The following is a 21,905-nucleotide window of genomic DNA, read 5'->3' as shown; positions in this document are numbered from 1 at the left end:
GAGGGGCCGTCAGGCGGCCAGGGCACATTGAGGGCACATTGGTTTTGCTGGGGGTGCTGATGTGCCCTGGGCGGCGGGTGGGTCGCCGTCGTCTTCCGCTTCCGCCTCGGCTTTCGTTTCCGTGAAGGCGTCGTCGATCGCCTTGCGGGTGCGGGTCTCGCTGGAGGGCAGTAGGTGCGTGTACGTCCGCAGCGTGAAGCCCGGGTCCGAGTGCCCGAGGTACTCGGAGAGCGCCTTGATGCTCTCCCCCGCGTCCAGGAGCACGGAGGCGTAGGCGTGCCGGAGGGCGTGCATGCCGTCCTCGGGGGCCGCTTGGAGGTAGCGCGCGCCCCGCTTTCGGGGAGGGATCACGCCGGCGGCGGCCAGGGCGCGCTTCCAGTCGCCCATGTTGAAGACGCTGCGGTTGTACGCCCGCTCCTTCGCGTCGACGAAGAGGAGGCGGAAGGTCTTCGGCCCACCGTCCGGCTTGGCCCAGGGCAGGGTGACCGCGACCGGCGGGAACTCCTTCATGTGGGCCTTGATTGCGACGGCGAGCTGGGCTGGCAGGGGCACCGACCGGATCTTGTTGCCCTTGGGGAGGGCGAAGACGGGCTTCGTGCCGACGAGCCGCACCTGGCGGCTGACATGGATCCAGCCGCCCTTGAAGTCGATGTCCTCGACCGCGAAACCGAACACCTCGCCCTGGCGCAGGCCGCAGCCGAAGGCGAGCTTACCGCCGGCCTGGAAGCGTCTCGGGAGTCCGGCGATGACCGCCCGGACCCGCTCCAGCGACCAGGGGATGATCTTCTTCTTGGTCGCGGTCGGGAGCTTGACCGACTTCGCCTTGCACGGGTTCTTCGGCAGCAGCCCGTCCTCCACGGCCATGCCGAGGATGCTGGAAAGGATGTCGAAGATGCCCTCGATCGTCGACACCTCCAGTTCGGCGTCCTGGAGCGTGCGAATCCAACCCTGAATGACCAAGGGCTGGTTGAGGGACCGCAGCTCACGCTGGCCGAGGTGCTCGACGATGTGGTTACGGACGGTCGCCTCGTAGCGGAGCGCGGTCGTCGGGCCGACGGAGTTCGCGTCGAGCCACTTCTGCGCGTAGGCGCCGAGCGTCTGCTTGGTCTCGGCCGGGACGACGTAGGAGCCGCGCCGGATCTCGACATCGACCTCGGCGGCGCGGTTGTCCGCCTCGGCCTTCGTGTGGAAGTTCTCCTTGCGCTGATGGCCGTCCAAGTCGCGGTAACGCACCTGCCAGCGCTTGCCGACGCCGTGGTCGCCGGTGGGGACCATCCGCTTCGTACGGCTCTTGTGTTCGCCGCACTCCGTCTCGGTGGGCTTGGGGTGGGACTTGTGCCAGCGGTCGTACACGTCAGCCAAGAAGGGCCTCCTGGGTGAGGGAGTGGGAGGTGGCGTGGGACGCGCAGGCGTGCGCCGGCCACGGGAGCAGCAGGGCTGCGGGAGGGGCGCCGAGCGCAGTGGCGAGAGCGACGAGGTCGTCGATGTCGCAGCGGCGGCGGGCGCGTTCGGTGCGGCTGAGGGCGGTGTTGGCCATCGGGCGGCCCAGTGCGGTGCAGCGGGCGGCGAGCTGGTGCTGGGTCAGCCCGCGCAGGAGGCGTAGGTGCTCGATGGCGCGGGCGGTGTGAAGGCCGGCGGGGCCTATTTCGACAGGTCGGTTGGGCATGACAGATAGCTGTAACTTGCAGCCGGCGGCCATGGCAAGAGTTAGCTCTTAAACTCTCCAATAGTCGTTCGGGGTCGAAGTGGCGTTCATCTCGTCGAATTCCGGTACATCGCGAGGCGTTTCGGCCGAGGCGCCGTGTTACCTTCCCTCGCCGTTTTCGATATGGGTGATTTGAACACACATCAGCCATGATGACCGGTGGGCCAGTCACGTCATCCCTGACCGCCAGGTGTGACCTCTGAGCTGCAGAGGTACCGGATTCCGGCACCTCGACCGGTTGCTTCGCCTCAAGAAAATTTAGGGCCCGGCGGGAGCGATTTCGGCAACCGGGGATCCCCCCTTACTGTTTCCCTCTCCCCGGCCACACCGAAAGAAGTAGTGAGGAGTTTCAGAACCAACTCTGGACTTTTCTCCGGGTGGTGTGGCTTTGTTGTCCAGCCCATTATTCAAGACCGAAAAGGAGCCCTGTGCCGAAGCCCCCTCCCCATAAAACCAACGCCCCTGCCACCGCCGCGGCTGCCCAGCGTGGCCCCCTTGCCACCCCTGAGGAGGTCGCCGCCTATCTCGGAGTGCCGGTGAAGACCCTCTACCAGTGGAAGTACCGGGGCATCGGCCCCAACGTCCACAAGGTCGGCCGTCACCTGCGCTACCGCTGGCGGGAGGTGGACGCGTGGCTGGACGCCCAGACGTCGTACGACCTCACGGCCTGACCCCGCGCCCGACGCGGACGACGAAGCGGCCCCCGGCGCGCCAACGCCGAGGGCCGAAGACTCACCTGCCGATCGCCCATCCCTGATCGAACAAGCTGGTGAGGGGCGGGACCTTGCCCGTCCTGCCCCTCACCGGAGAGGAACGCCTATGGACTCTACGTCCCCCAACACCACGAACACCTCCCCCACCGCCTGGCCCACTCCAGCCGTCCCCGGCGAGGGCATCCCCTGGCGCCGCCGGGATCAGCAGGAAACACGGTCCACCGCGTCGGGGACCGCCGAACACCCGGCGGATGCGGAGGCAGACGGGGACCGTCCCCAGCCGTCTGCTGATGCCGTTGTTGGGGACCGTCCCCGCGACGTGCCCGGCACTCGGCCCCCGCACGCCCCGGTCCCCGAATCGACATCCGGTGCAAACCCGCAGGCCAACGCCGTGAAATCGGGGACCGGTCTCCAAGAGGCTGCAGGTGCACAAGGGGACCGCAATGGGGACCGTGAGCACAGTCCCCGCCAACCAATGGGGACCGACAACCCCGTGGCGGACACCGCCCAGCAGGAGGGGACCGGTCCCGTCGACGCACGGGGACCGGATCACGAGATCGGTCCCCGGCTTCCTCGGGGACCGGCAGCCCCTTCGGAACAGGGTTCCGGTGAGGGTGCCGTACTGCTGGATGAGTTGCGGGCAGCGATCGGCAAGTACGTCGTGCTGCCCAGTGACGAGGCGCTGACCGCGGTCACCCTGTGGGTAGCGGCCACGCACATCCAGAGCGTCCTGCAGCACGCGCCGCGCCTGGCGGTCGTCGGCCCGACGAAGGGCTGCGGCAAGTCCCGGGTGCTGGACGTACTCCACGAGACCGTCCACCAGCCGATCATGACGGTGAACATGTCCACGGCAGTGCTCTTCCGCGTCATCGGCAAGAACCCGCGCACGATCCTGGTGGACGAGGCCGACACCATCTTCAGCAAGGCCGGCGAGAACGAGGAACTGCGCGGCCTGCTGAACGCCGGACACCAGCGCAACCGGCCCGCCTGGCGCATCTCCGGTCCAGAGCACAAGCCGACCCCGTATCCGACCTTCGCCATGGCCGCACTGGCCTCGATCGGCGACCTGCCCGACACGATCACGGACCGGGCGGTCGTGCTCCGCATGCAAAAGCGCAAGCCCGGCGAGAAGGTGACCCCGTTCCGCTCGCGCTACGCCACACCGGAGCTAAACGCGCTGCGGGACAAGCTGGCCGCCTGGCTGGGCCCGCTGCGCGGCACGGCCGCGCGCATGGCACCGACCATGCCGGTGGAGGACCGGGCGGCGGACACCTGGGAACCGCTGGTCATCATCGCCGACCTGGCCGGCGGCCACTGGCCCGCCCATGCCCGTGCAGCCTGCGTGGCGATGACCCGGTTCGAGGCCGTCCAGGACGAGCAGACCAACCTCAAGACGCGGCTGCTGCGCGACATCCACCGCGTCTTCGAGGCACACGGCAACCCCGAAGCCCTGTCCTCCCTGGATCTGGTCACCGCCCTGCTCCAGGACCCCGACGCACCCTGGGCGGAACACAGCACCAACGGGCTCAACGCCTACCACCTGGGCAGAATGCTCCGGGACTTCGACATCCGCCCGGCCAACTACCGGTTCGACAAGGGCAGGCAGGCCAAGGGGTACGCCCGTAACCGGTTCCTCGACAGCTGGGCCCGCCACTGCCCCGACCTCACCGAGACAGCGCCCGCCCCCACGCACGACGCCACACTCGCGCGCCCGGCGCAGGGCAAGCCGCCCGCCGCCCCGGCGGGCCAGCTGCCCATCGGCCCGCCCGGCGGACCCGCCGGCCCCAAGCCCGCCCGCTGACCCGCCTCCCCCAGGGTCCGTATCAATGCGTCGCATCCGTCCCCGCGCAGGTCAGCGCGGGGACGGATGTCCTCGCCGGGACGGACTTCTCCGTACCTGCCCGAGTGTCCGTACCTGTCCTGACCAGGCATGGGACGGATGCGACGCACGTGACACACCTGCTGCCCCCTCACCAACGGAGTACTCCGATGCGCGACCTGCACCCCGAACACCCCATGCCCCAGAAGCAGATGCCCCGCACCCCCGTCACACGCGCAGCAAGTTGTCGGGTAAGGAGTCCTTACCCGGCTCCCGCCCTGGAGGGGGCGGAGGCATCCGGCGCAGGGGCACCGGAGTTGGTCGGCCCGGGGGAGCCGACCGGGAGTGGGGGCAGCGAGCCGTCGTCGAATGTGCCGCAGCAGTTTGCGCCGCGTCGCCGTCTACGTGACAAGCAGCTGCGCGAGCGCCGCGTGCACCCCCGTTACAACGACGACGAGTTCGCCCTGGTCCAGAAGGCCGCCGCCCTGAGCCGCATGCAGCCCGGCGGCTACGTCGCCGAGTGCGCGCTCGCCGCCGCCCGCGCCGACGACCCCACCGCGGCCGTCGCCGACTACCGCACCATGGTGCAGACGCTGTTGGCCGCCAACCGGCAGCTCGGCGGCATCGGCAACAACCTCAACCAGCTCACCTGGCACCTCAACAAGGACGGCGCCTGGCCCCACCCCGACACCGTCCAACGACTCCTGGACCGCGTCGAGGCATCCATCACCGAGGTGGACACCGCGGTCGCGCAGATCACCGAGGGGCGGTGAGCCTTTGATCCCGAAGATCATCCTCGGCAAGGGGCCAGAGGCCACGCGCCGCACGATCGCCTACCTCTTCGGCAAGGGCCGGGCCAACGAGCACATCGACCCGCACCTGGTGGCCTCCTGGAACGACTTCGCCCCCGACCCCGGCCGCAGCCCCCGCCGCGACCCCAAGGAGGTAGAGGCGCAGCTCGCCGCGCAGCTCGACCAGCCCGTGAAGATGCTCGGCGACAAGGCACCCAAAAACACCATGTGGCACTGCCCCGTCCGGGCCGCCCCCGAAGACCCCATCCTCACCGACGATCAATGGGCCACCATCGCCTGCCGAATCGTGGCCGCCGCCGGCATAGCCCCCGCAGGCGACGACGAAGCCTGCCGCTGGGTGGCCGTCCGCCACGCCGACGACCACATCCACATCGCCGCCACCCTCGTACGGCAAGACGGCCGCCGCCCCCAGCGCGACTACGACCAGCGCGCCGTCCAGCGCGAGGCCCGCCAGATCGAAATCGACTACGGACTGAGGCGGTTGAAGCCTGGCGACGGCACCGCTGCCAAGCGCCCTACCAGTAAGGAGCACTTCAAGGCCAAGCGCCTGGGCCAGGAGGCTGCCTCCCGCGATGTCCTGCGTCGGCGGGTCCGCCGTGCGGTCGCCGCCGCAGGGGACGAGGCGGAGTTCTTCGCCCTGCTGGAGGCAACGGGTGTGACCGTGCGCCTCAAGCGCGGCCCGTCCGGCGACGCACTCGGCTGCAACTTCGCCCTGCCTGGCGACACCAACGACAAGGGGGAGCCGGTCTTCTACTCCGGCTCCGCCCTCGCCCCGGACCTCTCCCTCCCCCAGATCCGCCGACGCCTCGCCACCACAAGCCCCGAACCGGCCACCGTCCGGCCGGGCAACCCGTGGCACCAGGCGACCGCCGCCACCGAACGCATCCCCCACGACCTCACCCACGGCGACGACCCCACTGGGCAAGGACAGCTGGTCGCGCTCGGGGCCGTACTGGACCTCCTGCCGGTCACCGCACCGGCGGCACTGAAGGCCGAACTCGAACAGGCCGCGGCCGTCTTCGAGCGCGCCACCCGCTCTCGCATCGCCGCCGACCTCGACAGCACCCGCGTCCTGCGCCGCAGCGTCCAGGCGATCTGGAAGGACCCCGCACGGCACGGGGACGGTGCCGGGCTGGCAATGCTGCTGGACGTCGCGCTCACCGCGGTCGCCTACGCGATTCACTGGCACCGCACCCGCCAGCACGCCCAACAGGAGGCAGCAGCGGAACAAGCCCTCGTCCATCTGCAGGTCGCGTATGCGCAGGTCGCCGAGCCGGTCCTGGTCGGCCTCGCCATCCGGACACCAGGGGCACAGACCAAGCGCCGCTATGCCCTCCACATCCAGCAGGCGGCTCCCCAGCACGCCGAACGCATCCTCAACGACCGAGCCTGGGATGCCCTGGCCACCGTGCTCGCCGAAGCGGAGGCCGCGGGACACAACGCGTCCAGCCTCCTCAACCAGGCGCTCAGCCAACGCTCGTTGGACGACGCCCGCAGCACCGCCCGCGCCTTGACCTGGCGCATCCGCCGCCTCGGCCAGCGCCACGCCCCCGGACCACAGGCCCAGGCAGCGAAGGCCGGCGCCAGGTCAAACCCCACGACGTCGGCCACGTCGTCCCCGAAGCCGCAACAAGCATGGCGTCGCTAATCCTGAGATGTGGAGGCTTAAGGCCAAAACCTTTTCCGCAGGAGGTGATCCGCAGCACGGCCAGCCAGCCAACTGCCAGTCCGATACGGCCATGCCGATACAGAAACATCTCACCCACCCCATCCGCATCCAGGGTGGGCTGCATTCAGTAGGCGGGACAGAGCTGGCGCCACCCACGCCGTCCGTAGTTTGGATGCCGGAAGTCCACTGTTAGATACCGCTTCCTTCCCTAAACGCCGTGTTCCGTGCCCGTTGTGTGGGGGTACTGCTATTGCCATCCATGGCCTTACGAAGTCTTTGAGCCGTCTTCGGAAGGGGCCGCAAGGCGAGGCCAAGGGCCCTAGCCAGATCAGGCTCGGCGTTCATCAACACGGGAGACAGACGGCTGACGACATCGTTAGGCAGCGCGCCAGGGGAGCTTTCGATGAGCTCGGCCATGAGATCGGCTGCACGGGTCGCGCTGCTCTGATCCTCACCCATGAAGGACAAGACGTGATCCCAAATAACTTCCGAGGCGCTAGACGCGTTAACAGCTCCCCTTGCTGCGGCGGACTTCCACTCTGGCTGCACCAGACAGTGATTGAGGTACAGCAAGACCGCATGGTCGAATGTCGGCGCATTTTCGATCAGGGAAAGTAGTTCTTTAAATTCATCTCCCGCTTTCACCATTGCCGCGCTCAACAACTCCGCATCGGCCTGGTCGGCGCACTCGCCAAGCGCTGGACACCGTGTGCGGGCCCGGGCGAGCAGACTGCTTTGCTGGTCCGCAGATACCAGGGGCCACAGCAGGTTTGCGTAGCGCCACGGTTCCTCTTCCTCGCTTTCCAGTAGATGCTGCACCAGATTGTCCCGCAGAGCCGGGACGCCTCCCAGTTCGGGACGCTCGGCGACGGCCGCCGTAAGGGTACGCGTGGATTGCGGGAGACTGCCCCAATGCCCAGCGAAGAGGTTCAGCCAATTCACATCAATGATGGGATCGGTGATGTAGTGCGCAGCGAAGTCGAGCGGAATCGCTGGGTGGCCGTAGCTGATAAACTGCTGGAGGTGCTGCAAGGCAGGAGGAAGCTGACCCTCTCGAACCGACTGGTCTTGGAAAAGCAAGTGAAGGCTAGGGAGCAGTTCCTGTGCTCGAGTCGGGTCACTGGGCGGCACGGCGGTAGTGAGCCGCTGCGCCAAAGCGGCAGACAAATCCCGACCGGATTCCGTGGTCAAGAGCATGACCAGAGCGGTCCGCGCAAATCGCCCAGCAGTTGTAAAAGTCTCCAGGTCGGCAGTGAGTGCTTCGGTGCACGCTCTTACGGCACGATTTACCGGCTCTGAGTCAACGGCTTCACCACGTCGCACATATCCGATCAACAGATCGCGCAAGGCGACGCCAACAGCGTCGTTGCCATCGCGGTGAGCGGCCAAGTGCTCAGCCATGGCTCTAACGCAGGGTGCCCCCTGTTCCTCGCCGAGCTGCTCCAGGATCGTGTCAGCGCCGGCCACGAGATCGGCATGGACGGTGGCCGACGCAGCAGCAGCGTCTGCGATGGCCTGCGTGACGACGCCGGCCTCCGACAGCCGTTCCGCCGCCGGGAACCATTGGATCAGCAGATCCATGGCAGCAAGCTGAGTGTCGCGGTCTTCGTCTTCCTGCAGGACTTGAGCGACGGCCAGAACAAGCTGCGCAGCCAAGGACGTAACGTTGTCGGCGCGCTCGAGTCCTTGTCCCCAGTCCATAGAAAGCTCCGGGACGTGGGCCAGGACTCGGAGCGCGTCCTGACGCACCGCGCGGCTTGAGGACAAGCATTCGAGCAGGCTCAGCAAGATCGCCCGGTCCCAGTCATGCCTGTCTTCGAAGTCGATGATCAGTTGGCTGACTTGCTGCGTCACTTCGACGTCTTCATGACGCGCCGCCATCGCCAGCAATGCGCCGAGTGCCGCGGGCGGCCAGTCGGAGGCGACTTGCTGACGGCTCTCGTTACTCCAAAAGGCCAACTCTTGGCTGTCACCTTCTTCAGCAAGAGCGTCGAAGTAGGCGTCCAGGGATGGGGCGAGGATGTCGGCATCCCTGCCGAGGGGCAACGTGAGGAGGGCTACAGCCCACGATCTGGCTTCACCTGGTTCAGATGGTGTCGGCCGCAGCGCTTCACGAAGACGCGGAAGGTGTGCGGGAGCGCTCAAGCTCAGCAGCGGGATGAGTAGATGGCTGGGCAGGGGCAGGCTGAGGTGGTCGCGTTGACGGACGATGCAGTCAGTCAGAGCATGCACAGCCTGCTGCTCTTCCTCGCTCGGATCGGTCGTAAGGGTGCCGACGTTGGATCCGAGGGCATCGAGGGCAGCCGTGATGGCGTTATCGAGGTCCTGTCCGCGTCGAATGGATTCCAAAGAGGCGGTCGCTGCTTGCAACACGCGTAGGCGTTGTCCGCCTTCAGCAAGACGGACGGCCAGGGCGGCCCCGTTACGCTGCACCAGTTCGTTGTCGATCTCGGTAGCCATCTGGCTGCCGAGCAGGCGGCTCGCCTTGGAGGACCCCAAGGTGATCAGAGGCCCGATCTGGAAGGGCCGCTGTGTGCGGGCACGGGCGACCGTGGCATTCAAGAAGGCCAGGGCTGGGAATCGGTCCAGGTCGAGACGGACTCCCGGGCCGGAAGCCCTGTAAGGGCCGACAAGCGGATCGCTGAGCGCCTGCTGGGACCCAAGAAGGGCATCGTCCAGGAGATGGAGCAGGCGATGCTCTGCGCGAACGGCGTCGTACATTTCACGGAAGTCGTAGCGCAGCACGGTCAGGCGCGCCAATTCAATGGGGTGCCCCGTGACTTCTCCTGGCGCAATCCTCGCGGGTCGGTTCCCGACTGGCTGCTCTCGGCGCTGGGCAAGCTGAAAGTCAGCACAGAACGAGTTGAGCAGTCGGATGACGTGTCGAGGGTCGCGCACCTGACGGTGGACGAGTACTTGCAACAACGTACGGATCGCTGTCGAACCGCCAAGCTCTGCCACCAGGGGGTGGGGTGGTGCGGTGCCCAGCAGCAGCTCTTCCGCGTAGTCGCGTAGATCTGCGTCGTAGTGCTCCGGCAGGACCAGACGGATGGTGAAGAGCTTGTTGAGGTATTCCTGTGCGGCTTCCTCAGCCACCTTGCGTACTGCGGCCTCAGCGACATCCCCTGTCTGCGCCGACTGCTGCTCGGCCGTTTCGGTTTCCGGGACGCCTGTGGTCGGTCGATGAGCGAGGCCAGGGCGGACTCCCACAATGGCTTCGCGCACGATGTCCTCGTCGCAGGACAGAATGAATACCGGTGGACGTCGGTGCTGAGTACTGGTCAACAGCAAGCTACGGACCGTGGCGAGCGCCTCGAGGACGTCCGAAGCGGCCAGCCGGTCGATGTCGTCCACGGCGATCACCAACCGCCGGTCGATGTGCTGCAAAAGCCGCACGAATGCCTGCTCCAGCTCATCGGTGGAGTCGGGCCGCGGAGTACTGAGAGTGATTTCGTATGCCTTCAGGGACTGCAGAGCTCCCTCCCTGCCCGCAGCCAGAACAGCCGCAACAGCAGCAGCGCTGACCAGCACTCCTGTGAGCGAGGTCGCGCCCTTTGGCGCGAACCATGTCCAGGCCGACACGCGTCCGCCTGCCCCCAGGAGATGAACAATTGCGACAGCACCAACGCCAAGCAGCCATAGCAGAAGCAGCATCGCGAGTACCCAGCAAGCACCGTCACGAGCTGCACGAAGATACCGCCATCGATCAGGCTTCCCCGCAGTGCCAGCCGCGCGATCCGCACGCGGAAGCGTCCGCTGTCGGCTGCCCTCCAGGCAGGCACGCTCGCCGAGATACGTGTCCTTGTCGATCAAGCCCTTCTGATGAGCCGCGTCCAACAACGCGTACATCAACGCCCGTGCTCGGGCGACTCCGCTGTGGTGCTCCGCGCTCACATGCAGAACGGCCCAGTCGTCGTTTACAGACAGCTCAGTTGTCAACAGCCGCACGACGGACGATTTGCCGCTCCCGAAGGGGCCCAGTAGGCCGATCGCCAGGGACTGCGTCACCTCCTTGACCGTGCGCGTCAACTGTCGCGCCACCGAACGGTGATCGAACCGATCTTGATCACTCTGAGCGATAGCTATGTCCTCTATCGCCCACGGTCGCTGTCGTGCCACCTGTCACTTCCATTCCACGACTCGCAAGTGTCCAGATCGTACGGGTAGGCACTGACACTGGCTGGCCTGATCCGAAATCCAGTTCTTGGAGAAGGAAAGGGTTCTTGTCCGGAGCATTCGACTCAGAGCCGAGGAGTCTCCATCCACGGCGCCACCACTTGGTTCAGGTCCGAGCACCCGAACCATGCATTGAGTGGCTTCGGGCTAGAGGCACCTTTCGGTCAATGTTCAACATGAGCGTCTCCGCGTACGGCTTGTGCGGGTTTGCGCTATGGCCGCACTCGCCGCGTGCGTGGACGATGCCCCTTTGTGCCTGCCGAGACGTCATCCCGGCCGGCTCGGTGGACACGGGGGTGGGGAGTTGGCGTTCGCAGAGCATCAGTCGGTCTTTTCGGCGCCTGCGGTACCGCTGGGTACGGCAGATGTCGCCGGAGACGTGATCCGTCACGGCGTGTACACCGAAGGCGTCACCCGCCGGTTGAGTGCCGCCGCCTTCGCCCGCACGGACTGGCTGGCCGTGCTCCGCGCCCAACTCGCAGACCTGTGGAAGAAGCTGAAGGCAGCCGTGCGGAAACGCCTGCGGTGGCTGTTTCCCGCGAAGCAGAAAGAGAAGTCCGCTGACGCGTCCGAGCCAGCGCCTCCGTCGGTCGTGCTGGGCGAGGACTACGCGGTCTGGGTCCGGCGCCGCATCAAGAAGTCGCCGCGGCCGGTGCCGGTCTACGGATTCCACCAGGAACCCGTCATCCACGCCAGCGACCGTGCCATCCGCCACATGCGAAGACGACGAATAGCTGTCACCGCGATGATCGCGCTCGGGGTCTGGCAGGCGATGGCCGGCGCTCTGACGGCGGGTTGGGCGGCTCTGGTCCTGCCTGGCGGTGTGTGGGGCGTCTACCTCGTCGAGCGTTATCTGGCACAAATGCGGTTCAACGCCCTGCTGGCTGGCGAACTGCACGCGCCCACGCCGGCCGTGCAGGCTCACGCCCTGCCGTACCTCTACGAGCGCCGTCCAAGCGGCGACCGGCACCGATTCCTCGGAGCAGGTCTTCAGGCATGGCACGAGGCAGTCATCGGCATCGACGTGGAGCCCGCGCCCGAGGGTCAGGACGAGGAAAATGACACCACCGGGCCACCCCCAGGGTTCGGTTCACCGACGCAAAGCCCGGGTCAGCCCGACATGGCCGACGTGGCCAAGGCCGTCCTGGAGGCGCTGGCCAAGCACAACAAGCCGGTGGCCCGCAAGCCGCTGAAGCACTTCGCCGTCGCCCAGTTGCACGCTCATGTCGCGCGCCGCCTGGACGACCCGGCACCCGCTCACCATCGCGAACACCCCATCCCGCGCATGGAGGTCATCGGGATCGCAGGCATCCACTACAAGCGGTGGGACGAGACCGACGACGACACTTGGCGCAGCCTGCACACCCTCGCCGTGGACAGCTTCGGCGACAAGCCCGCCGAGGAGATCGCCCGCCGCTACATCTGGGCGCGGGTCACCGCCTGGAATGGCGAACTAATCGCCGCCATACTCGTCCACTTCGCCTACCAGGGCGGCTTCCTCCGCGTCACCGTCCGCCCGCACATCATGGGTCCGCTGAACCCGAAGGTGGCCGGACTCAAGCCCGCCGACCCCCGCAGCCTGAAGTGGCTCGCCCGCACGGCGTTCAACGCCCTCGGCGACATCTACATCGGACTCGACCGGCTGATACGCCACAAGCCGCGCAAGCGCCCGGAACTCGATCCCGGCAGCGGACCGGTCAGCCTCCGCGAGGTCCATAGCGTCCGCTGGCTCGAGGACATGCACATGAACGACGACGCCCGCTACTACGTGCAGATGATGCAGCGCCGCGTCTTCGACTCCACCGAGATCTTCCTGCGCGACCACAACGTCGACATCGCCGCCTACCAGCAACAGGCCACCGCGATCTACAACTTCGGCGTCATGAACGGCGGCACCATGACCGGCCCCGTACAGGCCACTCCGTTCTCCGCCAACCCCTCCATGACGAACTGAGCCGCAAGCCCCCCAGGAGCCCCGCATGACCGTCCGCCGCCAACCCGACCCGGTCCCCAACGGTCCCAACTTCGGGATCATCAACAACGGCGACATGACCGGGCCCGCCCAGGCCGCCCCGTTCTCCCAGAACGCCACCCAGACCAACAACATCACCAACGAAGCCGTCGACAAAGCCCGCGAAAGCATCGAGGACCTCCGGCGACGCCTGGAAGGACTGCGTGGCCAGTACCCCCAAGCAGACGCCGCCCTGCGTGACCTCGACATGATCACGCCGCGCCTCGACGAACCCGAACGCGAGCCCGGCACGGTGCGCTACATGCTCCAGAACCTCGTCGAACGCTGCGGCGGCATCCCCAACCTCCTCGGCGCCGCCCAGCTCGTCCAATCCACCGTCCTGGCTCTGCTTCCCAGCTCCTGACCAAGCCGCCCCTCAGGGGCAACCAGGGAGCCTGGGCTCCAGCAGCTCCAAGGCTTCTTCCCAACGGAAGCGATCTGCGCCGCCGCCCGCCTTGGGTCGATGCGGCTCGTAGCTGCCGATCCGAACATCCATCTCGCGCAGCTGGTCCAGGCTTCGGCGGTAGGCGGGATGGGCTGCCTGGGCCGTGTTCAGGTATGGCAGGACGGCCGTGGGGATGCCCATGCCGTACGCCTCGCACAGAACGCCCAGGGCAAGGGTGTCGGAGATCCCGGCAGCCCACTTGTTAACCGTGTTGAAGGTGGCCGGCGCGACCGCGATGGCGTCCGCAGGTGGCAGGGGTCGGGCCTCGCCCGGCGTACGCCAGGCCGAGCGGATCGGATAGCCGGTCTGGGCTTCGATCGCCTCGGTGTCCAGGAAGCCCAGACCCTGCGGGGTGGCGACCACACCGACGTCCCAGTGCCGTTCCTGCGCGGCGGCGATCAGCCTGCCGACGTCGCCGGCGATGCCGCAGGCGCACACGACGACGTACAGGAAGGGCTTCTTGTGGGAGGCACTCGGATTGGTCATGCGGAGTCTCCAAGGAATTGAGCTTCTCGTACGGCATCCAGCCGGGCCGCGAGGTTGTGCGGCCCGAGCTCGCTCAATGCCCAGAGGCTGCTGATCCGCCGGGCCCGGCTCCAGAGCCGGTCCTCTGTGTCCACAGGCGTGTGGAAAGCAAGAACGGAGATGCCGTGGGCGGCGAACGGCTGGTGATCCAGGTAGCGCTGGCCACCGGAGCCGCACAGGTAGTGCGTGCTGCCGCTGGTCACGACGAGATCGGCGAGGCGCTCCGACCGGCCTTCACGGGTCGGGACGCCGCTGCTGTCCAGTACTTCCCCGCTCCAGCCGAGAGCGGTGAGCAAGGCGATCGTGGACGTCCTGGCCAGGTCTGCCACACGGTCCGTGGTCTCGAACAGGTCGAGGACGGCGTCCAGAACCTCTCCCACCGAGGCCCAGTGGGGGCTACGGCCGTAGAACTGGCGAATGAGCAGCCGGACAGTACGCCGGGAGCGTCGTGAGTCGGCCAGTCGTGCCTGATTGACGAGCGTGGGACGCCCGTGGGGCAGGCACGTAGGGAGCGTGAGCCACTGCTGCCGGTCGGGATCGTCCGGGGCGGCGAGCCGTGCACGGTGCTGGTAGTCGCGTCGCGCGAACTGCACGTCGTCGAGGACGATCCACCGGTCGGCGGCGTACAGCTTGGCCAGCGTGGACAGCCGCGGGAACAGGTTCGGCTGATGGATCGCGCACACCCCGCCGGGCGCCTGGAGTCGGCGTGTGTCAGGTGCTGATGAGGCGGCTGTCGAAGCCGGCGCCCAAGAGGCGCTCATAAGCGTCATGCACATCCCCCGGTACGTTCTGCTCCACGGCGAAGCCGAGCTTTGGGTACTCGATCACCCGTTGCAGGTCCCCGACGAGCATGTCGACGACGAGCTTCTCGTCGCCGATGGACTTGATATAGTCGTCCAACTCCAGCGGCTCCGAGGCGCACACGACCTCGGCCTCGGGCCACAGCTTGCGGCAAGTCGCGTACGAGCGGCGCTCCATGTACGGCTTGGAGATCAGCAGCAACGACTCGACCGCGATGCCGGCCTCGGACAGCAACTCCCTTGAGAACGTGATGTTCTGGCCGGTGTTTGCGGCCATCGGCTCCACGATGATCGCCTCGTCTGGCACCCCCAGGCTCAGCGCATGCTCGCGGTAGTGGACGGCCTCGCCGCGCGGGAAGCGAGCGCGGGTGGTGGGGCTGTTGCCGCCGCTGAAGACCACGACCGGGAAAAGGCCAGCGCGATAAAGGTCGACCGCAGTAGTCGCGACCCCGAGGTCGTGGCTGCCCAGACCGATCGCCGCCGAGCAGGGCCGCAGTTCGTGGCCCATCTGGTGGTAGTTCCAGATCAGCGTCGCGTCGTGGAACTGCTCGTCGGTGATCTGGCGCTGCTGGTGCTCCGGCACTGGCACTCCCTGGCTCATCCTTGCTGGCCCTTTCGGATGCCCTCAATACTGCGCAGCTGGTGGCTCAGCCCGTACTGCCGGGCCACCTGTGCCGCCTGATCGAGGACGGACAGCCCATCATTCCGGGTCGCCGCATCCGACAGAAGGATGTGCCCGTACGCGGTGTCCAGCCTCACCCGCTGCATCGGGGAGTCGACCGTGCCGGTGGTGCGCGCGATGTCGATGTAGTGCAGGGCCTGCTTCAGGTCGCCGGCACCGCGGTAGGCCAGGGCCAGCTTCTGGTGGGCGACCGACCAGTCCTCCGGCTCGCCCAGATCCTCGAAGGCACGAGTGGCAGCCGTCATCGCGTTCGTGGCGTACTCGTTGTTGCCCTCCTTGCTCAGGGCCGTTCCCACCCAGAGTCGAGCCCTGGCACGGTCGCGGGGGCTCAAGCGCTCGTCTGCGGCGAGGAGTTCGTACTGGCGGGCCGAGACCTCCAGCTGGCCGGACATCTCCTGGACCACGGCGAGTGAGAGCTCGATCTGGGCCACGCGGCGCGGGATGTCGAGCTCGGAGAACATGCCGCGGGCGCTCAGATACGAGTGCCGGGCAGAGAGCGGGCCGAGGATCGATCCCTGGTCACGCTGAAGGTCGCCGAGAAGAACAAGGGAACGGCCGTAGAGGTAGAGGCCCTTGTCGTCCAGGCGATGCGGGTCGTGGCTGCCCAGCCAGCGGTTCAACAGCGTGGCAGCGAAGGGGAAGTTCTGGCGGCTGACGCAGACGACAGCGCGCTCGATGTCCTCGGTCCAGGCCTCGTAGTCCGCCGGCCGCGCGCTCCTCCGCTCGGGGAACAACAGCGCCTCGAACCGGGAATGGGCGGCAGAGTCCGCACGGGCGAGGGCGGTGTCGAGGATGGCCTGCGTGTCCGGCCGGGGCTGCGTTTCGGCCCCGAGGCTCTCCCACTTGGCCACCGTGCGCAGTGCGACACCGAGGTGCTCTGCGAAAGCACGCGTGCTCATGCGCAGCGCGGCGCGCAGGGCGCTCGCCTCCCGACCCGTCCATTGCTGCACGCTGACCACGGATGACCTCCCTCCGTCACGTATGGAAGCACTCTCGGTGACGACATGGGGCGGGAAGTGCAACGGAAGTACAACAGCAGGTCATTTCAAGGCCGTTCACAGCGATCGAAGCTGTGGGCATGGACGACGAACTCATCACCGAACGCCGCTCCGTAGCCTTCCCCCAGGTCTTCGGCTACCTGCGCCACGTGACCGGCGGCCTGGCCCGCCACGCGGCGCTCGTCGGCTGCCTCACCGAGTACTGCCGACAGCATGAACTGACCCTGTGCGGCGTATTCACCGACCGCGACACAGCAGTGGCCGTTCGTTCCCCCGCCTTCGTCGGACTCCTCGACGCGCTCGAACTACCCGACACCTATGGCGCCGTGGTTCCCGCCCTCAGCCACCTCGGCCCGAAGTGCGTTGCCAGCGAACGGAAGCGGCAGATAACGGTGTCGAGAGCCCGTCTGCTCGTGGTCCGCTCCACTACCAGGCCGACAATGGCCTCCGCGCCCTCCCTCGGAGCGAGTGCCGACCTCCAGCGCCTGGGAGATACCTGATGTCCGTTCGCGACGCGCTGCGCAGCGCCCCCATGGTCAACGACGTGCCCACGCTGCGCCTGCTCCGCGTCGGCGACGGCTGGGACCTCGTACGAACCCCCGCAGAGATGGGCTTCCTGGCCCTGGCGCACCTGCGGGCTACTGGAGCGGCAATCGGCCCGGTGCTGTACGACGGGCCCAACGAACGCCTCTACTACGCCATCCAGACCGGCGCCTCCGACAGCTGGAGCGACCTGCCGGTACGGCACCTCTCCATCAACTCATGGCTCGTCGCGCCCAGCCTGGAGTTGATCGACGACTGGTTCGGCGGCTGGTGCGAACTCCCCGACGACGACACCCTCACCGACGCCGACACCCTTCACGCCGCCCTCCAGCACCCGTATATCGGCGCCCTTCTGGAAGAGGCGAGCCGGTGAACACCCACGCAGCCGTGTCGGAGGTCATCAACCGTCCGCGACAGGCGTGGTGGAAGCCGTGATGGGCCACACAGTGGGCCGGCTGGCCCGCTACACAGGCCCGCTGCTGATCGTGCTGATCTCTGCCTCGTGCGGCTTCGTGATCGGCGTCGCGGTCTCCACCGCCCAGGCCGGCCCCTGAGTCCCCGTCCCTGCCGGATGTAGCTGATCGGAAGGCTCCCCACCTCGAGAAGCCCCGGCAGGGGCGGGCCGCCAACCCCCGCCCCGGGCTGATCAACCGCCCGCGCCCTTGGACAGGTCGAGCACCGTCCGGGGCGGGCCCGCAAGACCACTTCATCCCAACCACAGGAGGACCAATGCAGAACAACACCGCCACTGCCCCGACGACCGGGCCGACCCCGGCCGGACTGGTCAAGGCACGCCGCCGGATCCAGGCCGCCCGCGAGCGCGGCGTCACTCCGTCCGACGGCGGCAGCACCGGCCGCACCGACGGCAACGACTGATCCGGGAGGAAACGCGTTGTCGCCGCTGAATCTGGCGGCGCGCCTGGGTCAGGACGAGTTCCTGGCCCAGGTGCTCCACCGCCGCTACCGCCACGTCCCCGCAGCCATCCAGGACCCGGACAAGCTGATCACCTGGGACGACGTCAACACCATCCTGGCCACCCACCGCCTGGAGCCACCTCGTTTCCGCCTGTCCGCGGACGGCGAGATGCTGCCGGCCTACCGCTACACCGCGCCGGTCACCACCCGCCGGCACACCATCTGGCAGCGCCTGCACCCCGCAGAGCTGCACGCCCGGCTCGCCGAGGGCGCCTCCCTGGTCATCGACGCCGTCGACGAACTACACCCGCCCGTCGCCCGCGCAGCCATGGAGCTGGAACGGTGGCTGCGCACGGGGGTGCAGGCCAACCTGTACGCCTCGTGGACAGCGCGCGAGGGCTTCGGCGTGCACTGGGATGACCACGACGTCGTCGTCACCCAGATCGACGGCGCCAAACGCTGGAAGCTGTACGGCCCCACCCGTACCGCCCCCATGTACAAGGACACCGACGAGCCCGAACCGCCGCCGGAGAAGCCGGTCGCGGAACTCGTGCTTCGGCCTGGGGACGTGCTGTATCTACCCCGTGGCTGGTGGCACTCGGTGGCGGCCTCCGAGGGCGAACACTCGCTCCACCTCACCTTCGGCGTCCAGAGCACCACCGGTGCCCAGCTCCTGTCCTGGCTCGCTGACGACCTGCGCCGACACGACGTCCTGCGCGAAGACCTGCCCGTACACGCGACCGCCGCCGCGCAAGCGATCTATCTGAAGCGGCTGCGCAACGCGGTTACCACCGCTCTGGAAGACCCAGACCTCATCCTCCGGTATACGGCGATGCGCGACGGAACCGACCTCACCCGCCTGCGGCCGAGTCTCCCCCACCTCACCAGCGTCCCCGCAGTCCCGAACGTCCGTGTCAGGCTCACGACCGCCCGGGCACTCTTGGGGTCCAACGGGGACGGGGTGATCTTCCGGGCGTGCGACAACGAGTGGGAGATGGCGAAGGAGGCCGTGCCGCTGCTCCAACGGCTGATGTCGGCCGCGCCGGCCGCCGTCTCTCTCGGCGAGCTGGCCGAGGCAGCCGGAATCTCGGTCGCAGATGTGGCGGCTGTCGTCTCCGAACTCATGGTCGGCCAAGCGATCACGATGGAGAGGAAAAGCGAGCGATGACGAAGGCAGCCCTGGGCCTGGGCACCTACCGCATTCGGCCATCCGCGTTGAGCGACGCCGTGGCCCGCGTAGCCGCGGATCCAGCGACAGCGTGGATCGACACCGCGCCCAACTACCTTGATGGGCAGGCCCAGTCGCTGCTGGCGCCGACCCTCGCTCGGCACCCGATCCCGGTGTCAACGAAGATCGGATTCCTCACCACGCAGACCGCGGAGGACGCCGTTGACGACGGAGTCATCGCGACCGGTGACGCGGAGCGCGGGCACTGCCTGAGCCTCCCGTACGTCCACTGGCAGTGCGCCCGCAACCGAACCGAACTCGGCCGTGACCACCTCGACCTCGTCTTCGTGCACAACCCCGAACGCACCGACGGCGACCCACACGAAGCGCTGCGCGACGCCTTCACCGCCCTCGAAACAGAAGCGACAGCCGGCGCCCTGACCGCGTATGGCGTCGCCACCTGGGACGGCTTCGAAACTGGTGTCCTGAGCACCCCCGTCCTGCACCAACTGGCGGTTGAAGCCGCTGGCACGGAGCAGCACCACCTGCGAGCCGTCCAACTGCCCGTATCCCTCGTCACCGTCACCGCCTTCGTCCAAGCCCTGGACGGCGATGGCCCGATCGCACAGGCCGCCGAGCTCGGATGGCAGGTATACGCCTCGGCACCTCTGTTCGGCGGCGAGCTGGCCGACCTGGCAACGCGCGAACTCACCGCATTGCTGAACCCAGACCTCACCACCGCCCAGGCATGCCTCCTCGCGGCAGCCTCATGCCCGGGGGTGACACGAATTCTGCTCTCCGCCTCAACCCAGGCACACTGGGCCGAGGCACAAGAAGCCCTGCGGAGCCCCTCCATCCCGGCCCCCACGCTGCGAAAGGTGCTGGATGTACTCGCCACCGCCTGACCTCGCGGACCAGCAGCGCATGCGCCGAGCCTTCGCGCGGTCAGCGGAGACGCTGGGCGCCACGATTACTGGCCCCGAAGTCTGGGGCTGGTACGGCCGAACCCTCAGCAGCCACGTCGCGCACCCGAACCGAGGCGCCTGCTGGCTGAGACTGCTCTCTGCACCACAGGACAAAGCAGCGGGAAAGATCTGGGAGGGCAATCGCCAAGCCGCCGCGCTATTCGACGGGCGCATCCACAAGCCCCTGCTCTACGACACCAAGAAGTCAGGCAACGACGGCTACACGTACCGCGCCGAGCTGCACCAGTACATCGCCGAGCCCATCACCTCCTCCAGCCCCGTCCTGCGCACTGACCTGGATCCTCCGACCGAGTGGTGGGATTCCCTACGCACCGACCTGGAGCACGTGAACAGCGTCTCCACTGACCGCGTGGCCGTACGGCAGGAGTGGGTGGACCGCACCGTCCCGCGTTTCCTTGACATGCCCGGCCCCCGGATCACCGGCTGGATGACGGCCCACGGAGACCTGCACACCGCCAACCTCACGAGCACCACCCCCTACCTACTCGACTGGGAGGGCTTCGGCATGGCTCCGGTCGGTTACGACGCCGCCATGCTGCTGGCCTACTCATTGCTCGTCCCGGCCTTCACCAACCGCGTCCGCAACACTTTCCCTGTACTGAAGACAGAGCTCGGACGCATCGCTCAAATCATCGTCATCACCGAGCTACTACAGTCGGCCTCACGCGGGGACCATCCGGAACTCGTACCAATGCTGCGCGACTTGGCTGCAGAACTGGCTTGAACAGCGGAGTCGTTTGTCAACGCGTAGAAGGAGGCTCAAGGTCATCCCCTCCTCTAGGTACTGTCCCGCGGGAACGTGTGATCCCTGCCACAGCGCAAGATAATTGCCCCACTGGTCCTATCAATCTTGTGCAGCAGGAACAGCTCCCGCGCGTCGCATTCCGTGCACACCTCAGCCCGTGCAATGGGCCACAACGTCAATGGTTGAGCGGATGAGGGGCTCTGTACATAGATACGGTTCGGCTCGACGGTGCCTGGATACGGTCGCTCGAAGGGCTCCCAATCAGGGTGGCTGCCCCTCAGGCGGCGTCCGATCAGGGTGAACCCGCCATTGCCTGTGTACGCGCATGTGTCAACGAGGTCCCAATGGAGGCCGGATAGCCATCCCACTGATTCCAGGGTTGATACGACCACCGGCTCCAGAAGACTGACCTCCCGCTCCAGCTCGTGCTCCGGCTGCACCCTGCTCGCGTGACTAGAATCGTTTCTCATCCCACGAATTTGATCCAGCAGGGTGAATACACCGTCGGAGTCAAGCGCCCCTTCCAGCTCCGGAAGTTCGGGGACGGGTCCGTCCTTGACCAGATCTGAAATCTGACTCTGCCACGTCCAGAAGGTTGCTCCGCCGCCCTTCTTGAAGGGACCGCGCAGAGTGTCGTCGAAGCTCTGTCGACGGTGGATCCGGACCGCGAGGGCGAGCCCACCGACACAGCGCGCCACGCTCTCGGCGAGTTTGAGCAGCGCGTCCTTGCGTTGGGCAAGTGTCGTGGCTATGCGGTACTGCCGAGCCAGCGCCGCCACGTGGTACGGGTAGCTCCACTCGGCTCGCCATACCGGGTCACCCAGCGGCTGAACGAGTTCCCCGATGATCCGAGCCTCATACGCCGAAGCCTTGGCGGTGCGGCGCATCTCGTCGAGGCCGGCCTGCGGGTCGCGGAACACGTTCGGCAGGATCCTGGAGGTGGTGCGGGCTAGGGCTTCCTTGCCACCGTCGAGGTCGTCCAGGAGTGAGTTGAACTCGGAGTCCCTGATGAGCTCGACCGGCGCTGGCGAGTTCATGGAGATGCGGGGATACGCGCCACCCTCCTCGCCTGCGCGGGTCCGCAGCCACTCGCACAGAGCCCTCTCTGTCAGCCTTGGGTGAGACGTCCCGCTTCGTCGGGTTAGCCTGAGAGGGCACGACAGGAGAACCACCCCCTCATGACCAGCACCAAG

19 protein-coding genes and 1 pseudogene are annotated in these 21,905 nt (G+C 67.2%); 12 read left to right on the top strand and 8 right to left on the bottom strand.

Translation table 11 applies throughout. From position 1 onward, the window contains the following. Positions 1-9: 9 nt before the first annotated feature. Both ABZ823_RS27515 and ABZ823_RS27510 read right to left on the bottom strand, forming a co-directional pair. Positions 10-1,353 (bottom strand): tyrosine-type recombinase/integrase, encoded by a 1,344-nt coding sequence (locus tag ABZ823_RS27515; protein WP_361665564.1) that lies wholly within the window; start codon positions 1,351-1,353, stop codon positions 10-12. A gap of 1 nt (position 1,354) precedes the next feature. Continuing rightward, positions 1,355-1,666 carry a helix-turn-helix transcriptional regulator gene (locus tag ABZ823_RS27510; protein ID WP_361665542.1) on the bottom strand — a complete coding sequence of 104 codons (312 nt, stop codon included), beginning with the start codon at positions 1,664-1,666 and terminating at the stop codon, positions 1,355-1,357. Positions 1,667-2,133: 467 nt separating this feature from the next. Here ABZ823_RS27510 and ABZ823_RS27505 point away from each other — a divergent pair, with 467 nt between their 5' ends. The 4 genes from ABZ823_RS27505 (at position 2,134) to ABZ823_RS27490 (ending at position 6,697) form a co-directional block, all read left to right on the top strand. Further along, entirely contained in the window at positions 2,134-2,376 is a 243-nt protein-coding gene (locus tag ABZ823_RS27505; RefSeq protein ID WP_361665541.1) for a helix-turn-helix domain-containing protein, read from the top strand. Between the two features lie 535 nt (positions 2,377-2,911). Beyond that, positions 2,912-4,219 carry a DUF3631 domain-containing protein gene (locus tag ABZ823_RS27500; RefSeq protein ID WP_361665540.1) on the top strand — a complete coding sequence of 436 codons (1,308 nt, stop codon included), beginning with the start codon at positions 2,912-2,914 and terminating at the stop codon, positions 4,217-4,219. 389 nt (positions 4,220-4,608) lie between these two features. Then, positions 4,609-5,010 (top strand): MobC family plasmid mobilization relaxosome protein, encoded by a 402-nt coding sequence (locus ABZ823_RS27495; RefSeq protein WP_361665539.1) that lies wholly within the window; start codon positions 4,609-4,611, stop codon positions 5,008-5,010. 4 nt (positions 5,011-5,014) lie between these two features. Beyond that, positions 5,015-6,697, top strand: a complete 1,683-nt coding sequence (locus tag ABZ823_RS27490) for a mobilization protein (RefSeq protein ID WP_361665538.1) — start codon at positions 5,015-5,017, stop codon at positions 6,695-6,697. A 210-nt stretch (positions 6,698-6,907) separates the two neighbouring features. Here ABZ823_RS27490 and ABZ823_RS27485 read toward each other — a convergent pair whose 3' ends face one another. Next, the gene (locus ABZ823_RS27485) at positions 6,908-10,759 is read right to left on the bottom strand and encodes a P-loop NTPase fold protein (protein ID WP_361665537.1); all 3,852 of its coding nucleotides are present in this window, start codon (positions 10,757-10,759) and stop codon (positions 6,908-6,910) included. Positions 10,760-11,273: 514 nt separating this feature from the next. On the opposite strand from ABZ823_RS27485, the gene ABZ823_RS27480 reads away from it, so the two are divergent. Then, positions 11,274-12,848 (top strand): hypothetical protein, encoded by a 1,575-nt coding sequence (locus ABZ823_RS27480; RefSeq protein WP_361665536.1) that lies wholly within the window; start codon positions 11,274-11,276, stop codon positions 12,846-12,848. A gap of 25 nt (positions 12,849-12,873) precedes the next feature. Further along, positions 12,874-13,269 carry a hypothetical protein gene (locus ABZ823_RS27475; RefSeq protein ID WP_361665535.1) on the top strand — a complete coding sequence of 132 codons (396 nt, stop codon included), beginning with the start codon at positions 12,874-12,876 and terminating at the stop codon, positions 13,267-13,269. Between the two features lie 12 nt (positions 13,270-13,281). Here the strand turns inward: ABZ823_RS27475 and ABZ823_RS27470 are convergent, their stop codons facing one another. The 4 genes from ABZ823_RS27470 to ABZ823_RS27455 are packed head-to-tail and all read right to left on the bottom strand — an operon-like array spanning position 13,282 to position 16,316. Next, complete coding sequence (locus ABZ823_RS27470) at positions 13,282-13,836, bottom strand: flavoprotein (RefSeq protein ID WP_361665534.1); 555 nt, start codon at positions 13,834-13,836, stop codon at positions 13,282-13,284. Then, the gene (locus ABZ823_RS27465) at positions 13,833-14,558 is read right to left on the bottom strand and encodes a WbqC family protein (protein ID WP_361665533.1); all 726 of its coding nucleotides are present in this window, start codon (positions 14,556-14,558) and stop codon (positions 13,833-13,835) included. The genes ABZ823_RS27470 and ABZ823_RS27465 overlap by 4 nt, the downstream gene beginning before the upstream one ends. Before the next feature lie 28 nt (positions 14,559-14,586). After that, positions 14,587-15,276, bottom strand: coding sequence for a YdcF family protein (locus ABZ823_RS27460; RefSeq protein WP_361665532.1), 690 nt, complete (start codon positions 15,274-15,276; stop codon positions 14,587-14,589). After that, positions 15,273-16,316, bottom strand: a complete 1,044-nt coding sequence (locus tag ABZ823_RS27455) for a hypothetical protein (RefSeq protein WP_361665531.1) — start codon at positions 16,314-16,316, stop codon at positions 15,273-15,275. Before ABZ823_RS27455 ends, ABZ823_RS27460 begins: the two co-directional genes overlap by 4 nt. Positions 16,317-16,435: 119 nt before the next feature. On the opposite strand from ABZ823_RS27455, the gene ABZ823_RS27450 reads away from it, so the two are divergent. The 6 genes from ABZ823_RS27450 (at position 16,436) to ABZ823_RS27425 (ending at position 20,691) form a co-directional block, all read left to right on the top strand. Beyond that, positions 16,436-16,855, top strand: coding sequence for a hypothetical protein (locus ABZ823_RS27450; protein WP_361665530.1), 420 nt, complete (start codon positions 16,436-16,438; stop codon positions 16,853-16,855). After that, positions 16,855-17,271, top strand: a complete 417-nt coding sequence (locus ABZ823_RS27445; RefSeq protein ID WP_361665529.1) for a hypothetical protein — start codon at positions 16,855-16,857, stop codon at positions 17,269-17,271. The genes ABZ823_RS27450 and ABZ823_RS27445 overlap by 1 nt, the downstream gene beginning before the upstream one ends. Before the next feature lie 356 nt (positions 17,272-17,627). After that, positions 17,628-17,774, top strand: a complete 147-nt coding sequence (locus tag ABZ823_RS27440) for a hypothetical protein (RefSeq protein WP_199931939.1) — start codon at positions 17,628-17,630, stop codon at positions 17,772-17,774. Between the two features lie 16 nt (positions 17,775-17,790). Next, positions 17,791-18,981 carry a cupin domain-containing protein gene (locus tag ABZ823_RS27435; protein WP_361665528.1) on the top strand — a complete coding sequence of 397 codons (1,191 nt, stop codon included), beginning with the start codon at positions 17,791-17,793 and terminating at the stop codon, positions 18,979-18,981. Then, positions 18,978-19,886: an aldo/keto reductase gene (locus tag ABZ823_RS27430; protein ID WP_361665527.1), complete on the top strand. Its 909-nt coding sequence runs from the start codon at positions 18,978-18,980 to the stop codon at positions 19,884-19,886. Before ABZ823_RS27435 ends, ABZ823_RS27430 begins: the two co-directional genes overlap by 4 nt. Beyond that, positions 19,867-20,691, top strand: a complete 825-nt coding sequence (locus ABZ823_RS27425) for a phosphotransferase (RefSeq protein ID WP_361665526.1) — start codon at positions 19,867-19,869, stop codon at positions 20,689-20,691. The genes ABZ823_RS27430 and ABZ823_RS27425 overlap by 20 nt, the downstream gene beginning before the upstream one ends. A 53-nt stretch (positions 20,692-20,744) precedes the next feature. On the opposite strand, the pseudogene ABZ823_RS27420 reads toward ABZ823_RS27425, so the two are convergent. Continuing rightward, positions 20,745-21,905 (bottom strand): annotated as a pseudogene (locus tag ABZ823_RS27420) (type I restriction endonuclease subunit M); the annotation flags it as partial.

Origin of the sequence: Streptomyces sp. NPDC047079 (genome assembly GCF_040643755.1) — a bacterium.
In the GTDB taxonomy this organism is placed as follows: Bacteria; Actinomycetota; Actinomycetes; order Streptomycetales; family Streptomycetaceae; genus Streptomyces.
The sequence above is the reverse complement of the archived record's forward strand: the minus strand, read 5'-3'. Positions and strand labels throughout refer to the sequence as shown.